Raw genomic sequence first — 16,025 nt, forward strand, 5'->3', positions numbered from 1 at the left:
CATTACAACATGTTGCTGTCAAACGCTCCTTACACAATCCGCGCAGCCGGCTGTCAAAGCACATTCATGCCGCACGCCGCTTCGCGCGACGCGCGCCGGCCGGCCCCTCGATACCCACACCCCTCGTGCGACAAGAGAGATAACGGATGAACAAGCATTGGATTCGCGTGACGCCGATCGCGCTGGCGGCCGCCTTCGGCCTCACCGCGTGCGGCGGGGACGACGTCACGTCGCCCGGCCTGTCGGCAGTGAAGAACGTCGTCGTGATCTATGCGGAAAACCGCAGCTTCGACAACCTGTACGGCAACTTCCCCGGCGCGAACGGCCTGCAGAACGCGACGGCCGCGAGCGCGCAGCAGGCCGACCGCGACGGCACGCCGCTCGCGACGCTGCCGAAGATCTGGAACGGCCTGACGGCGGCGGGCGTGTCGCCCGCGGTGACGGAGGCGATGACGGCGAACCTGCCGAACTCGCCGTTCGCCATCGACGATCCGAACGGCTTCAACACGCCGATGAGCGTGACGACGCGCGACCTCGTTCACCGCTTCTACGAGAACCAGATGCAGATCGACGGCGGCAAGAACGACAAGTACGCCGCGTGGTCCGACGCGGGCGGCCTCGTGATGGGCCACTACACGGCCGATCCGTCGAAGCTGCCGCTCTGGAAGCTCGCGCAGCAATACACGCTCGCCGACAACTTCTTCATGGGCGCGTTCGGCGGCTCGTTCCTGAATCACCAGTACCTGATCTGCGCGTGCGCGCCGTATTACCCGAACGCCGACAAGAGCCCGGCCGCGAGCCAGATCTCGGTGGTCAACCCGGACGGCGTGACGCTCACGACGGCCGCGAATTCGCCCGCTTCCGCGCTGTCGGGCCCGCCGAAGTTCGTCAAATCGGGCGGCCTCACGCCGGATTTCTACGCGGTCAACACGATGCAGCCGCCGTATCAGCCGAGCGGCAACGCGGCCGCGTCGGGCGGCGATCCGAACCTCGCCGATCCGTCGAACCCGTCGACGCTGCCGCCGCAGACGCAGCAGAACATCGGCGACCTGCTGACGAACTCGGGCATCTCGTGGGCCTGGTACGGCGGCGCGTGGGGCGCGGCGCTGCAGGCCGCGCAAAGCAACACGTCGGGCGTGATCTACGGGCCGAACATGACCTCGCCGAACTTCCAGCCGCATCACCAGCCGTTCAACTATTACGCGAACCAGGCGCCCGGCAGCGCGAGCCGCGCGCAGCACCTGCTCGACGCCGGCTCGAACGGCACCACGCTCATCCAGGCGATCGACGCGGGCAAGCTGCCGCAGGTCACGTTCTACAAGCCGCAGGGCAACCTGAACGAGCACCCGGGCTACACCGACGTCGCGTCGGGCGACCAGCACATCGCCGACGTGATCTCGCACCTGCAGAAGAGCCCTCAGTGGAACAACATGGTCGTGATCGTCACGTACGACGAGAACGGCGGCTTCTGGGATCACGTCGCGCCGCCGAAGGGCGACCGCTGGGGCCCGGGCACGCGCATTCCGGCGTTCGTCATCTCGCCGTTCGCAAAGCAAGGCTTCGTCGACCATACGCAATACGACACCGCGTCGATCCTGCGCTTCATCACGCGCCGCTTCTCGCTGCCGAAGCTCGCGGGCCTCAAACAGCGCGACGACGCGCTCGTCGCGAACGGCCTCAAGCCGATGGGCGACCTGACGAACGCGCTCACGCTGTCGACGGGCAACTGAGCGCGCTACCGGATCACGACGACGCGACATCGCTTCATTGGGCGGCTTCGGCCGCCCTTTTTTTTTTTCGGCCCGCGCGCGGCGCACTCGGCGCGCCGCATCCGATCGGATGCAAGCATTCGCACGCGTGCGGCCCGGCGCGCGCGGGACGCTCGCATGCGATGCCGCGCGCCGCGATGTCCGCCGCCCGATTCATCGCGTGCGGCACCCCCGCGGCACTCCGGTGCCGATCTGCATCGATCCGCGCCGATCCGGCGCCGATCCCGCACCATCCGCTCCGCCTGCCGCGCATTCCGGCCGCCGCCGCGCGCGCCGTCCGCCCTCGCGAACGCATGGCCCGCCGCGCGCCTCGTTTAGAATGCACGCTCCCTTTCCGACCGTCCCTGCCATCCAAGCGAGACCGCCATGATCATCAAACCGCGCGTACGCGGCTTCATCTGCGTCACCACCCATCCGGCCGGCTGTGCGGCGAGCGTGCGCGAGCAGATCGCCTACGTCGAGCGCGGCGGCCCGATCGGGCACGGGCCGAAGAAGGTGCTCGTGATCGGCGCGTCGACGGGCTACGGGCTCGCCGCGCGCATCGCGGCCGCGTTCGGATCGGCGGCCGCCACGCTCGGCGTGTTCTTCGAGCGCGCGCCGGGCGACGCGAAGCCCGGCACCGCGGGCTGGTACAACAGCGCCGCCTTCCATGAAGAGGCGGCCGCGCGCGGCCTGTATGCGGCGAGCATCAACGGCGACGCGTTCTCCGACGAGATCAAGCAAAAGACGATCGACGCGATCAGGCGCGATCTCGGCCAGGTCGACCTCGTCGTCTACAGCGTCGCCGCGCCGCGCAGGACGCATCCGAAGACGGGCGAGACGTTCCAGTCGACGCTCAAGCCGATCGGCCGCGCGGTGCGGCTGCGCGGGATCGATACGGACAACGAGGCGATCAAGGAAACGCTGCTTCAGCCGGCGACGCCCGACGAGATCGCCGGCACGGTCGCCGTGATGGGCGGCGAGGACTGGCGGATGTGGATCGACGCGCTCGACGCGGCGGGCGTGCTCGCCGACGGCGCGAAGACGACCGCGTTCACGTATCTCGGCGAGAAGGTCACGCACGACATCTACTGGAACGGCTCGATCGGCGAGGCGAAGAAGGACCTCGACCGCACCGTGCTCGCGATCCGCGACAAGCTCGCCTCGCGCGGCGGCGACGCGCGCGTGTCGGTGCTGAAGGCCGTCGTCACGCAGGCGAGCTCCGCGATTCCGATGATGCCGCTGTACCTGTCGCTGCTCTTCAAGGTGATGAAGGCGCGCGGCACGCACGAAGGCTGCATCGAGCAGGTCGACGGCCTGTTCCGCGACAGTCTCTACGGCGCGCATCCGCATGTCGACGCCGAAGGCCGGCTGCGCGCCGACGGGCGCGAGCTCGATCCCGCCGTGCAGGCGCGCGTGCTCGAGCTGTGGGACCAGGTGACGGACGACAATCTGTACACGCTCGCCGATTTCGCCGGCTACAAGACCGAATTCCTGCGTCTGTTCGGCTTCGAGATCGACGGCGTCGATTACGACGCGCACGTCGACCCGAACGTGCGGATGGCGAATCTGATCGACTGATTCGCGCATCGGGCAGCCGCCTCTTCGCACGGCGCCAGGCCCGGCGCCCCCGGCATCGGCATCGCGCGATGCGATGCCTGCGTCCCTGCGCGCCCGTCACACGAGCCCGTTCTCCGACGCGTACATGAACAGATCGACGTCGGACTTCAGCCCGAGCTTGCCCATCGCATTGTGCTTGTGCGTGCTGACCGTCTTGATGCTGCGGCCATAGCGGTGCGCGATGTCGGTCATTGTCATGCCGGTCGCGCAGAGGCGCACGACCTCGATCTCGCGCGGGCTCAGCTGCGGCGGCGCGTCCGTCGCGCGCATCGCGAGCCCGCTCGCCGCGCCCGCGTGCGTGCCGACGAATGTCCGCCCCTGGCACACGGCGGCGAGCGCGCGCGGCAGCTCGTCGAGGTCGCCCCGCTTGCTCAGCACCGCGAGCGCGCCCGCCTGGCGCATCGTGCGCATCAGCACCGGGTTGTCGAGCATCGTCAGAACGATCACGCGCACCGAAGGATGGCCGTCGCGGATCGCGGTCAGCATCGCGAGGCCGTCCGCGGCCGGCTGGTCGGGCATCGCGAAATCGGTGATGACGATGTCGCACGGCGTGGCCGCGAGCCGCGCGAGCAGCCCCGCCGGATCGTGCGCCTCGCCGACGATCGACACGTCGGCCATGTCCGCCAGCATGTGACGCACGCCCAACAGCACGAGCGGATGGTCGTCCGCGATCAACACTTGAACGCTCATTTACCTTCCTCCTTTTGGATCGCCGCGATCGCGCGATTGCGCCGGATGCGCAACGCAGCGCAGCAGATGGTTCACCATCGCGAGCGTGTCCCGGACCGCGCCGCGGATCGCGCGGGCGTCGCCCGCCGCGAGCAGATGGTGGAATTCGTCGAGCAGCGCATCGACGTGCGCCTGGCCGAACAGGCCGTACGTGCCGCGCGCCGTGTGGCACCACGCGCGCAGCTCGCGCTCGGACAGGCCGTCGCGCAAATGGCGCGTCAGCGCATCCCGGTCGCGCTCGAGCGCGCGGCGGCACGCAAGCAGGATCGCGTCGCGCGCCGCGCCGTGCGCGGACGACGCGCCGAATCCCGCGAGCAGGCGCGTCGCGTCGATGCGCGACGGATCGAAGCGCAGCGCGGGCGCGGGCTCGATCGCATCGACGAGCGCGCGCTCGAGCGCGTCGAGCGTCGTCGGCTTGCCGATGCACAACGTCATGCCGGCCGCGACGCAGCGCGCGTATTCGGCGTCCGACACGAGCGCCGTCACGCCGACGACGGGCGTCGCGCGCACGCGCGCATCCGGATGCGCGCGGATCGCCGCCGTCAGCGCGACGCCGTCCATGCCCGGCATTCGGCAGTCGGTGAGCACGACGTCGAACGCGCCCGCCTCGAGCGCGCGCAACGCTTCTTCGCCGCCGCCGCAGAGGCGCGCGCGATGGCCGAGCGCGTCGAGCTGGTAGCCGATCACGACGCGGTTCATTTCCTGATCGTCGACGACGAGCACGCGGTACGCGCGCGGCTCGCTTCCCGTCGCCGCGCGTGCGCACGCCGCATCCCGCGCGTCGAGCGCGGCGCGCAGGCTCTCGGTGAACGCGCGCCAGCCGAGCGGGTTGCTGCTCAGCCGCACGTGCGTGCCGTCGTCGAGCCAGCCGGCGGGCTGCGCCGCGTCGGTCACGCCGACCCAGCCGATCTGCGGCCGCGCCGCGTCGACGCGCGCCTCGTCGCACACCACCGCGTCGACGTCCGTCGCGCCGCGCGCGGCGAGCCGCACGCCCGCGGCGCGCGCGTAGGCGGCGAGCGTCGCCGCGGCCGCCGGATCGCCGACGTCGATCGACACCACGCGCCCGGCGAGCGCATCCGGCGCGTAGCCGCGCGCCGCGACCGCGCAGCGGATGCGCGCCGTCGCCGTCGTTCCCCTGCCTTCCTCGCTTGACAGCGTCACGTCTCCTCCCAGCAATCTCGCGAGCTTGCGCGCGATCGCAAGCCCGAGCCCCGTTCCCGATTCCGTGCGCCGCGCGCCGCGCGCCGCGCGCACGAACGGCGTGAAGAGCCGCCGCAGCTCGTCGGCGGCGATACCGATTCCCGTATCGACGATCGTCGCGACGATCTCGACCGAGCCGTCGGCCTCGTGCGCCGCGCGCACGCGCACCGACACGCTGCCGCGCTCCGTGTACTTGATGCCGTTGCCGATCAGGTTGACGAGAATCTGCCGCAGCCGATTGCCGTCCGTCAGCACGGCGGCCGGCACGTCAGCGTCGACGTATAGCCTGATTCGCAAGCCTTTGCGCTGCGCCTGCACCGCGAGCATCGCGGTCACGCTGTCGACGAGCTCGCGCACGTCCACGCGCGTCTTCTCGATCGCGAACTGCCCCGCCTCGATGCTCGCGTGATCGAGAATGTCGTTCAGCACGCGCGCGAGCGACTGCCCCGAGTCCTGCACGAGACTCAGCAGCCGCTGCTGCTCCGGCGCGAGCAGCCCCTTCTTCAGCAGCTCGACGAGCGCGAGCATGCCGTTGACGGGCGCGCGCAGCTCGTGGCTCGCGGTCGCGAGCGAGCCCCGGCTCGCGCGCAGCGCCGCCTGCAGGCGCTTCAGATCGCGGTGCGCCCATCCGTAGCTCAGCAGCGCGACGAGCACGTGGCTGCCTCCCCAAAGCAACGGGTACAGATGCGTCCACTTGCAGGGCGTCGCCGCGATCAGCATGCTGTCCTGCACCCGCGCGGAAGCCTGCGGCAGCGTCAAGAACGCGAGCGCTGCTGCGGAGATGCACACCAGTATGCGTCGACAGAATTTGCCTCCGCAAAAGCCGTCGCTTTTCATACCTTTATCCCATATGGAACCTCGTCAGAATACGCATCTCTTCCGTTTCCGGAAAAAACTCGCACCTCCTTTTTCTTGTCGCCGTTCCATTTATGGGTAGGGTCGTTTATCCCATCGCACGTGCGCTTTCTCCGATTCCTCGATTCGATGGCGCGCAGCGCAGAGCGGCGGCGTCCGCCCGCGGCCGGCCCGGAACGAAAATGGGACGGCCGACACGCGAAAGTCGGCGATCAACGCATGCGCAGGGCGATATTCTCGCGCCCGAATTGGCCGTTTCGGGCTTCGCACATCGTCAAATCTACGCTTCGTTCGAAAACGAAAAAAACTGTTCCGGCTTTTCCGCTCACCTCCATATCCCCCCGTCCGACTCGATTCGCATGTCCGAAACGATTTTCAGAAAACGCCGATTTTCGGCTAATAGCGCACGTCGATCACCACACTGTCCGTATACGTGCCGACGGCGGGCGTCTGCTGATCCGAGTAGATCCGCGCGGTGTACGGAAACTGCTGCGCCGATCGGCCGTCGGCCGCCGCGCCGCTGCCCGCGCGGTTCGTCGACTGCCCCCACACCGCGCCGCCGCCCGAGCCGAAGATGTCGTACTGCAGCCGGTTCGCGCCGTTCGCCATCTGCCGGCGCCCGCTCGCGTGCGGATTCGCGCCGCTGGTGAGGCCGACCGTGTAGACCATCCCCTTCGTGCAGGTGAGCGACACGCTGCCCGTCACCGGCGCGAAGCTCGCGACCGTCGGCGCGGAACCGAAGTTCACGTCGGGCGCGACGATCACGCAATCGTTCGTCACGGTGAGCGTGACCGGCACGACGGCCGAGCCCGAGCCCCGGTCGCGGCCGAGACAGAGGCCGAGAATGCCGATCCCGCTGCAGTAGTCCCAGCTCCACGCGATCGTCAGCGTGTCGGCGTACGTGCCCGCCGCGACATTGCTGCCCTGGATCGTGCGGAAATACAGCGGCAGCGTCTTCGCGGGGCCGCCGAAGATCCCGAGCAGGTTCAGCAACTGCCCGCTCGCCCAGTTGTAGGTCGTGCTGTAGTCGAGCTTGATCGAATAGTTCTGGTCGGCGAACGCCGCGTACGGCACCGCGTCCCCCGTCGGGCCGACGAGCTTGCCGCCGTTGGCCGACGTGATCGTCGCGTTGATCTGGTCGCCGATCACGAACAGGCCGAGCAGCGCGCCCGAGCACGACAGGCCGCTGCTCGTCGTCGACGTCGACTGCGGCTGGCTCGCGGCGACGAACGACGTGACCGTGCCGAACGACGCGGGGGCCGCGCTCACGACCGAGCACGTCGCGTGCGCGTGCATCGCCGCGAAAAGACCGAGCGCGAGCGCCGCCGCGACGCGCACGAGGAATTGGCAGAATGGCTTCATCGATGAATCCTGTCGTTATTCGCCGCACGCGAGCGGGCCGATGCGGCTCATCCTAGCCGCGTCGACGTCGGCATCGAACGTCGCTCGGCACGTGCGGCCGTCCGGCGTCGTCACGCGCAGATGATTGACCGCGGACAAGCCTTCGAAATAAGTTTCGCCCTGCCAGCCGACGAGCGCGGTCTGGCCGCTCTCCTCGTGCAGCACGCGCGAGCCGATGCCGATCGGCCGGCCCGCGGCGTCGACGAGCGAGATTTGCGCGGAGACGATCTTCTCGATCGGGAACGTGACGAGCGCGCCGCCGCGGTCGCGCACGGCCACGCGCTGCTCGACGACCGGCACGCGCACATTGCTCGGCAGCTCGAGCGGATCGATTTCGTACTTGCCCGCGTAATACGACGGCGCCCACGGCACGAGCAGGTGGCCGCCGCCGTCCGTCTTGCCGACGAGCTGGTTCTCGTAGCGCACGGGCACGCCCTTGCGGCCTTGCGTGTCGATCAGCACGAACGCGTCGTCGACGCGATTCGCGGGCAGCATCGCGCCGTCCATCACGACGACCGAGCCCTGCATCTCGCCCCAGCGCGCATAGCCGCGCCCCGCGCCGTAGCCGTACGCGCCGCCCTGCACCTGGAAGTAGCGGTTGCGCCACGTCGCGTCCGCCTGCTGATAGTGCGAACCGCCCCCCGCGTACGCGAGGTTCCAGCCGAAGCCGCCGTCGCTCGGCACGCTGCGGCTGTACTGCACGCGCTCGCTGACGCTGTTGTTCTGATCGCGCGCGAGCGAGCCCGTCACGACGCCCTTGTCGCCGAGCGGCACGATCAGTTGCACTTGCGCGGCGAAGCCGTGGTCGCCGATCGTCTTGTTCACCGACGCGTAGAGCGTCGCGCGCCGCAAGATCGGACGCGTGTACGACAGGTTCGCGATCCGCGTGCGCGCGCCGTCGGCGCCGCGCACGTCGAAATAGCCGGCGCCGAGCGTGCCGCCGATCGCGCCGAGATTGAGCGCGCCCGTGGCCTGCGTGCTGCTGCGCACGAGCCGGTACGCGACGTCCGAAGGCAAGTCGTAGACTGACAGATCGCGAAACCCGTCGGTGCGCTGAATCCGTTGCAGCGCCACGCTGAAGCGCTGCGACGAATAGCTGTAGCCGAACGCGTACTGCCGGCCGGACGCGCCGGCGAGACGGCTCTGCGTCGCCGCGACGTTGAGCACGCCGAACATGCCGACGCCGACGTCGAACCCGAGGCCGCCGAGCGCGAGGCGTTCGCCGCCCTCCGCATGGCCTTCGATCGTCAGGTAATCGGTGAAGCCGTAGCGCGCGGTGCCCGACGCCGCGAACTTGCCGTACGAGAACGAGCGGATGCCATAGTCGCGCCGCATCGCGCCGACCGACAGCGAATAGTCCGAGAGCCCCTTCTGCAGCAGCGTGTTCGCGACGTAGAACGGAATCGTCGTCGCGACCCGGCGGCCGAGCGCGTCGGTCGTCACGACGGTCGCCTCGCCCGCGCCGTTGATGAACGGCACGTTGTTCAGTGTGAACGGCCCCGGATTCACCTGCCCCGTCGTCGTCTTGCTGCCGTTGATGAAGAGATCGACGGCGGTCGGCACCGCGGCCTGGCCCGAGAACTGCGGCAGCGGATACGTGACGATGTCGGGGCGCACCTTGAAGTCGCGCTCGATCGACACGCCGCCCAGACGCACCGCGCTCGACCACGACAGCGCGCCCGTAATCACGTCGCCCGCCGTGTACGTGAGCATGCGGTCCTGATCCGAGTAGCGCCAGGACGTGTCGTAGCGCAGATAGCGGTTGCTCGCGACGCCGCCGCTGCCGCCGTAATCGCGCCGATAGACCCCCGTGTTCGTCACGGTGCCCCACTTGTCGAACAGCCGCGCTTCGGTCCATGCGGACGTGTAGCTCGTGCCGAGCGTCGGCGAATTCGCGTACACGTCGTAATTGAACAGGAGCCCGAAGCTCACGGCCGCGGGCGTGCGGTCGTACAGCCGCCGCGAGCCGACCGCCTGCTGCGGCAGCCAGTCGGGCGGCACGCTCAGCTTCAGGCGCTGCTCGCCGCTCTCGTATTCGACTTGCACGCCGTCGAGCGTCGACAGATCGACGAGCGCGTCGGGTTCGGCGTGCGTGCGCACCGACGCCTGCGCGAGATCGCCCGCGCGCGCGTAGTAGACGCCGTCCCGATAGCGGATCGGCACGATCCGCCCGGTCGACAGCTCGTTGACGACGAGCTCGAGGTACAACGTGCCGCGCGTCGCCGCGCCGCCCGCGGGCGGCAGCGCGCGGCCGAAGCTGTCCGCGAGCGTCATCGGCTCGTTCGCGCGCACGTCCCCCGCCGCCGCGAACGCCATCCCCACCGCCCACGCCGCCGCGCGCCGTCGCGGCAGTCTTCTCGTTCTGTGTTCGTTGTACCCGTTGTACCGCTTCAAGGCATTTCCCCGTCGCGACGTCGTCGCTTGTGTCGTGATGCGGATTACCGGTTCGAAGCGGCGCCGCCCACGTCGATCGCGAGATCGGCCACGCCGTTGACGGTGGCGACCAGCTTGGAATTGGAATTGAGCTTCATGCTCTCGGGCAGCGCCCAGCGCATCTGCGCGCCGGGCAGCACGTAGCCGAGCAGGCCGCGCGCCAAATCGGCGCGCGAGCCGTTCGATTCGAACGCCGCGCGCGTGATCCGCGCATGCACGGGGCCGCGGTTCGACACGACGAGCCAGCGCTTGCCGCCGTCGTGCACGATGCGCCACCGGAGGGCGGGCCGCCCCGCCGTCGCAGGGTCGCGACGCTCGTCCGGGTTCTCCTTCGTCCACAGGCCGTCGCCGTACACGAAGAGCGGCACCGAGTAATGCATCTGGAACTTCACGCCGAGCGCCGTCTCGTTCGCGGCGTTCCGCGCGTCGTCGTCCGGCTGCGGGATCTCGTCGATCAGCACACGGTACGCCTCCTCGGTGCCGGGCGCGGCGTCCGCGAGGCGGGTCAGCCGGATCAACTGGCGCTTGCCGGGCGGCACAGTCGCCATCGGCGGGCTGCCCGCGATGCGCTGCTGGCTCTCGTCGTAGACATCCTCGCCGTTCGCTTCGCGCCAGCCGAGCACGCGCACCTGCAGCGTCACCGGCCGGCGATCGCGGTTCTCGAGCCATAACGCCGCCGCGCGCTGATCGCTGTCGATCACGGGATCGATCGGCCAGATCATCACGGACGTCGCCGCATGCGCGTGCGGCGCGACCAACGCCGCCGCGGCCGCCGCGCCGACGAGCGCGCGGCGCAACATGCGTGCGGCTCGCGCCGGCATGCCGGGCGATCTCGAAACTTTCATCACGGATTCCTGATTGATTAATAACTGAGCGTGACCTGCGCGGTGTCGGTGTACGTGCCGGCGGGCGCGCCGCCGCCCGGCAGCGTCAGCGCGCCGTAGATCGGCAGCGTGATCGTCCCGGACACGGGCAGCGACACCGCCTGCCCGATCGCGATCGCCTGCGTGTGTCCGGCGTCCGAATACAGCTGATACGCGACGCGCGCGCCGCCGCTCGCCAGATTGCGCTGCGTGTTGCCCGCGCTCGCGTTCGCGCCGCCGTCGATCGTCATCTTCAGCGTCGAGCCGGGCGAGCATTCGATCTGCAATGCGCCGCCGCCGACCGCCGCGCTCGCCTGCCCCGTCGCGACGGCCGGATGCGCGCCGAAATCGAGCGTGCCGAAGCTCAGGCCGCTCGTCGGCCCGCCGCCCGCGACGCCGCAGCCCGCGACAATCTGCGCGCTGACCGTGAAGGCCTGGGTTCTGGGCAACAGCGTGTCGGCCCGGCCAATCGCCGGAACAGCCGGCAGCAACGCGGCGCACAGCAGGAAAACCACTCGCTCAAAGGTCGACATGACGATCGGAATCTGGGATCGCCTCGCGGCTTGCTCGTATGCGCGCCGCGAGGCCGGACTGAACGGAGTCGATGCGCTCGCTCACCAGCCGAGCGTGACGTTCAGCACATCGACGTACGTACCCGCGGCGAGCGCCGACGAGCTCGTCTTGTTGACGACACCGTAAAGCGGCAGCTCGAATGCGGCGCCCGGCGTCGGCACCGACACCGATTGCGGCGTGCCCGCGACGTAGTGCTGCGAGTGGCCCGCGTCCGCATAGACTTCGTACGGCACGAAGCTCGCGCCGTTCGCGAGCGCGCGCGTGCCCGTGCCGACGGCCGCGCCCTTCGACGCGTTCTGGCCGCCGTCGATCGTCACCTGGATCGACGTGACGTCCGGCGAGCACGTGACTTGCGTCGACGTCGAGCCGCCGCCCTTCGCCGCGCTCGAGAGCTGGCCCGTGAAGCCGCTCGGCTGCGTGCCGAAGTCGAGCGTGCCGAAGTTCGTCGCGCCGACAGAACCGCCGCCCGTATCGACCGCGCAGCCCGTCGTCAGCACGAGCTGCGAGTTGACCGTCCCCGTGAGCGGGCTGGTTTGCGCCTGCACGCCTGCGCAAACCGACACGCAGGCGACGGCCGCCCAGACTTTCCAGTGAGCCTTCATCTTGTTTCCTTCTGTGTGGTGAAAAAGAACTGTTGCTGCTTACCCGCTCCGGATCACCAGTCGAGCGTGATCCCGAGCAAATCCTCGTAGGCCCCGGACGGCATCGCGCGCGTCATGCCGTTGACGACGCCGAAGAGCGGCAGCGTCACGTCGTCCTGCCGCCCGTCGACGAGAAACGACTGCGGCATGAGCGGCACGTATGGCACGCTGCGCGCCGCGTCGCGGTACACGTGGTACGGAATCCGGCCGACGACGCGCCCGTGCGCGCCGCGCGTCACCAGATAGCGGGCCGACTGGTCCCCGTTGCGGCCGCTGTCGATCGAGACCAGAAAGCCGTCGACGTCCGGACTGCACACGACGCGCACCGCGCCGTTCGACGTCGCGCGGCCGTCGGCCGTCAGGTAGTCGGACCAGAGCGGTCCGTGCGCGCCGAAATCCAGCCGGCCCAAATCCGCGCTTCCGGCAACGCCCGCGACCTCGCATCCGCGACTGACCTGCAAATTCACCTGCATCGCGCCGGTCAGTTGCCCGGCCGAGACGGTCGCGAAAGCCAGCATGAATGCCGCCCCGCCCATCGTCTGCACCACACGCTTGCGCATTTCGCTCTCCACACGATCGCCCGTTGATTTCGTCGTTGTTTTTCGATGGCCCAATCGCCGCGCGCCGGCCGCGCGCGGCGGCCCCGTCGCCTTGCGCGCGATACATGCGCCGCCGCCCGGCACTCGGCTCGCGCCGCCATGCGTTCGGACGAGCGCGGACCAACGGCGGCGCATCGCGCGCCGCCGCCGCGGCAGGCAAGATCGGATTGGAATTCGGCCGGCTCGGTTTTAATTGGTTGAAGCCGATCCGATTGGTCTACTCGATTGCGGTTATTTCGGAACCGCGCCCCGATTCCATCGAAAATATAATTGAATGGATGATGAATGGTTAGAGTAATTGTTACTATCGGAATAATCCGAGTTTAGGTAAATTTGACAATATTTAAAGATTCATTCTGGCGCGCCAAATCTCGCATTTGAAACGCGATCGGCTCGACCGACGCCGCGTTAGGCGCGGCACGCAAGCGTCATCGAACGATCGGAAACGAAACAAGAGAAATTGGATTTATGCGATGGGAAAGATCGAATTCCGCCGATTCGGGTTCGCATCACCAAAAGATACCGTGCGCACGAAAGACCATCTATTTTGGCGAGACCAAAATTTTCGCCCGCCCAATCGATAGGGAAACCGAAATATTAAATCTTGACTTTCGCAGGCCGAAATTTCGCACATCAATTCGAATCACGAATTAATTTCCGAAATTCGTATATTGAGCAATTCGAATATTCCGACATCCGGACGATCAGCGGCGCGGGCGCGACGCGTCGCGCCGTCGAAGACAGGCCGCGCGCGCGCCGCGGCCGGCCATTTCGCCCGCCCGCTCAGTTCGGCTGGAACTGAGGCAGCAGTTCGGCGAACCGGTCGGCGAGCGTTCGGCGCGATCGCTTCGGCCAGATGGCCGTCAACGGAAATTCGGGCAGCGCCTGCCCATCCGAGACCGGACTGAACTCGACGCCCTCGAACGTCAGCGTGCGGATCGACGACGGCAGCAGCGACACGCCGCAGCCCGCCGCGACGCACGCGATCACGGTCAGCGTGCGGTTCACGTCCTGGACGATCTCGATCGGATGGCCGGCGAGCCGGAACGCGCTGAGGATCGCCGCGCGTATCGACGGCAGTTGCTCGTGCGGGAACCAGATGAGCCCGGCGCGCGACAGCTCCCGCAGCGTGATCGTGCCGTCCGGCTGGCGCGGAAACGACTTCGGAATCACCGCGATCAGCGGATCGCGCCGGATCAGCTTCTCGTTGACGGGACCGCCGATCGCGACGGGCGTGTGCAGAATGCCGATGTCGATCTCGCCGCGCTCGAGCGCGACGACCTGCTCCGCATTGCTCATCTCGCGCATCACGAGATCGACGCGCGGCGTGGCCGCGCGCAACGCGCACACCGCGGAAGGCAGCGTATCGAACAGCGCGGCGGACACGAAGCCCACGCTCAGCCGCCCCGCCCGCTGCGCGCCGATCTCGCTCGCGCGCCGCGCGGCGGCGTCCATCCGCGCGAGGCTCAGGCGAATGTCGTCGACGATCGCTTCGCCCGCCGTCGTCAGCGCCGCGCCGCGCCTCGAACGCTCGAACAGCTTCACGCCGAGCTCGCGCTCCATTTTCGTCAGCGCGTGACTGAGCGCGGGCTGCGCGACGCCCAAGCGGATCGCCGCGTGAGTCAGGCTGCCCGTGTCCGCAATCGCAAGGAAGTATCGAAGATGCTTGGATTCCATAATCACGCAGCGCCACGAGATTGCGTTCCGACGGCCGCGCCGCCGCATCGCCGAGACGATGGACACGTATTGCGAATACACGATTTCATTCCGCGCCCGCCTTCAATAGACGAATTCGGCCGGCGCATTTTCAATCTCATCATCATTCAACCAAACAGAATTATTCGACGAACAATTTCAAATATCCGAATCAATCGTACCAAAACGATCCTGAATCCACAGACGCCGACGCCACGCAAACGTTCGCGCAACATTTCGCCTCACGCGATCGACGTCACGGCGAAATACGCAATCATAATTTTCTTTTATCAATAATGCTCGACTTCGTGATGCATATATCGTTTACCTCTCGATAAAATATGACGATATGATGCGGGCTTTTTCCAATCGATTGTGGCGACATCATTCCGGAGAGCATGAGTGAGCTGGTACAAAGAAATATCGCCCGTTGAAAGACGTACATTCAAAGGATGTTTTTCCGGCTGGGCGCTCGACGGCGTCGACACGCAGATGTTCAGCCTCGTCATCCCCGCATTGCTGACGTCCTGGGGCATCGGCAAGGGGCAGGCGGGCCTCATCGGCGGCGCGACGCTCGCCGCGGGTGCGATCGGCGGATTGCTCGCCGGCGCGATCGCCGATCGCTTCGGCCGCGTGCGCGCGCTGCAGATCACCGTGTGCTGGTTCTCGCTGTTCACGTTCCTCAGCGCGTTCGCGCAGAACTTCGAGCAACTGCTGGTGCTGAAGGCGCTGCAAGGGCTCGGCTTCGGCGGCGAATGGACGGCGGGTGCCGTGCTCCTGAGCGAGACGATGCGTGCGCGGCACCGCGGCAAGGCAATGGGGATCGTGCAGAGCGCCTGGGGCTTCGGCTGGGGCGGCGCGGTGCTGCTCTATACGCTGATCTTTTCGTGGCTGCCGCCCGAATGGGCGTGGCGCGTGCTGTTCGCGATCGGCGTGCTGCCCGCCCTGCTCGTGCTGTACATCCGGCGCGCCATTCCCGAGCCGCCGCGCGCCGACACGATCGCGTCGGCCGCCGACGCGGCGCCCGCGCAACCGGCAACGAGCATCTTCGATCCGTCCGTGCTCAGGATGACGATCGTCGGCGGCCTGATCGGCGTCGGCGCGCACGGCGGCTATCACGCGATCACGACCTGGCTGCCGACCTATCTGAAGACCGAGCGCCATCTGTCGGTGCTCGGCACGGGAGCGTATCTCGCCGTGATCATCGTCGCGTTCATCGTCGGGTGCATGACGAGCGCGTACTTGCAGGACCGCATCGGCCGCCGCAAGAACCTGATGCTGTTCTCCGCATGCTGCGTCGTGACGGTCAATCTGTACGTGCTGCTGCCGCTCGACAACCTCGCGATGCTGCTGCTCGGCTTTCCGCTCGGCTTCTTCGCTGCCGGCATCCCGGCCACGCTCGGCGCGCTCTTCAACGAGCTCTATCCGCGGAACGTGCGCGGTCGCGGCGTCGGCTTCTGCTACAACTTCGGCCGCGTCGCATCGGCGATCTTCCCCGTGCTCGTCGGGCACATGGGGACGTCGATGCCGCTCGGCCTCGCGCTCGGCATCGACGCGGGCATCGCTTACGGGCTCGTGTTCATCGCCGCCTGGTTCCTGCCCGAAACGCGCGCGCGCGATTTCCAGTCGCCGCAACCCGACCCGCGCATCCGCGAAGCGGCGCTGTAG

At 67.9% G+C, this 16,025-nt stretch carries 13 protein-coding genes; 4 read left to right on the forward strand and 9 right to left on the reverse strand.

The window, feature by feature from the left end; genetic code table 11:
- Positions 1-146 precede the first annotated feature (146 nt).
- The gene (locus X946_RS20665) at positions 147-1,730 is read left to right on the forward strand and encodes an acid phosphatase (protein WP_038751342.1); all 1,584 of its coding nucleotides are present in this window, start codon (positions 147-149) and stop codon (positions 1,728-1,730) included.
- A 405-nt stretch (positions 1,731-2,135) separates the two neighbouring features.
- The gene (fabV, locus tag X946_RS20670; protein ID WP_038751343.1) at positions 2,136-3,329 is read left to right on the forward strand and encodes an enoyl-ACP reductase FabV; all 1,194 of its coding nucleotides are present in this window, start codon (positions 2,136-2,138) and stop codon (positions 3,327-3,329) included.
- A 96-nt stretch (positions 3,330-3,425) separates the two neighbouring features.
- Here the strand turns inward: fabV and X946_RS20675 are convergent, their stop codons facing one another.
- The 8 genes from X946_RS20675 to X946_RS20710 form a co-directional block, all read right to left on the reverse strand.
- Positions 3,426-4,058 carry a response regulator transcription factor gene (locus tag X946_RS20675; protein ID WP_038751344.1) on the reverse strand — a complete coding sequence of 211 codons (633 nt, stop codon included), beginning with the start codon at positions 4,056-4,058 and terminating at the stop codon, positions 3,426-3,428.
- The gene (locus X946_RS20680) at positions 4,059-6,134 is read right to left on the reverse strand and encodes an ATP-binding protein (protein ID WP_038751345.1); all 2,076 of its coding nucleotides are present in this window, start codon (positions 6,132-6,134) and stop codon (positions 4,059-4,061) included.
- Between the two features lie 414 nt (positions 6,135-6,548).
- A complete protein-coding gene (locus X946_RS20685) occupies positions 6,549-7,514 on the reverse strand; it encodes a Csu type fimbrial protein (RefSeq protein WP_038751346.1) in 966 nt (321 codons plus the stop codon).
- Between the two features lie 15 nt (positions 7,515-7,529).
- Positions 7,530-9,869 (reverse strand): fimbria/pilus outer membrane usher protein, encoded by a 2,340-nt coding sequence (locus X946_RS20690; protein ID WP_442854594.1) that lies wholly within the window; start codon positions 9,867-9,869, stop codon positions 7,530-7,532.
- A 122-nt stretch (positions 9,870-9,991) separates the two neighbouring features.
- Positions 9,992-10,831, reverse strand: coding sequence for a fimbrial biogenesis chaperone (locus tag X946_RS20695; RefSeq protein WP_038751348.1), 840 nt, complete (start codon positions 10,829-10,831; stop codon positions 9,992-9,994).
- 17 nt (positions 10,832-10,848) lie between these two features.
- Entirely contained in the window at positions 10,849-11,382 is a 534-nt protein-coding gene (locus tag X946_RS20700) for a Csu type fimbrial protein (RefSeq protein WP_038751349.1), read from the reverse strand.
- An 81-nt stretch (positions 11,383-11,463) separates the two neighbouring features.
- Positions 11,464-12,024, reverse strand: coding sequence for a Csu type fimbrial protein (locus X946_RS20705; protein WP_038751350.1), 561 nt, complete (start codon positions 12,022-12,024; stop codon positions 11,464-11,466).
- A gap of 53 nt (positions 12,025-12,077) precedes the next feature.
- Complete coding sequence (locus X946_RS20710) at positions 12,078-12,623, reverse strand: Csu type fimbrial protein (protein ID WP_038751433.1); 546 nt, start codon at positions 12,621-12,623, stop codon at positions 12,078-12,080.
- 23 nt (positions 12,624-12,646) lie between these two features.
- On the opposite strand from X946_RS20710, the gene X946_RS31800 reads away from it, so the two are divergent.
- Complete coding sequence (locus X946_RS31800; RefSeq protein ID WP_226377123.1) at positions 12,647-12,955, forward strand: hypothetical protein; 309 nt, start codon at positions 12,647-12,649, stop codon at positions 12,953-12,955.
- A 490-nt stretch (positions 12,956-13,445) separates the two neighbouring features.
- On the opposite strand, the gene X946_RS20720 is transcribed toward X946_RS31800, so the two are convergent.
- Positions 13,446-14,339 carry a LysR family transcriptional regulator gene (locus X946_RS20720; RefSeq protein ID WP_038751435.1) on the reverse strand — a complete coding sequence of 298 codons (894 nt, stop codon included), beginning with the start codon at positions 14,337-14,339 and terminating at the stop codon, positions 13,446-13,448.
- Positions 14,340-14,759: 420 nt separating this feature from the next.
- Here X946_RS20720 and X946_RS20725 point away from each other — a divergent pair, with 420 nt between their 5' ends.
- Positions 14,760-16,025, forward strand: a complete 1,266-nt coding sequence (locus X946_RS20725) for an MFS transporter (protein WP_038751352.1) — start codon at positions 14,760-14,762, stop codon at positions 16,023-16,025.

Source organism: Burkholderia sp. ABCPW 111, assembly GCF_000773065.1.
GTDB lineage: Bacteria > Pseudomonadota > Gammaproteobacteria > Burkholderiales > Burkholderiaceae > Burkholderia > Burkholderia savannae.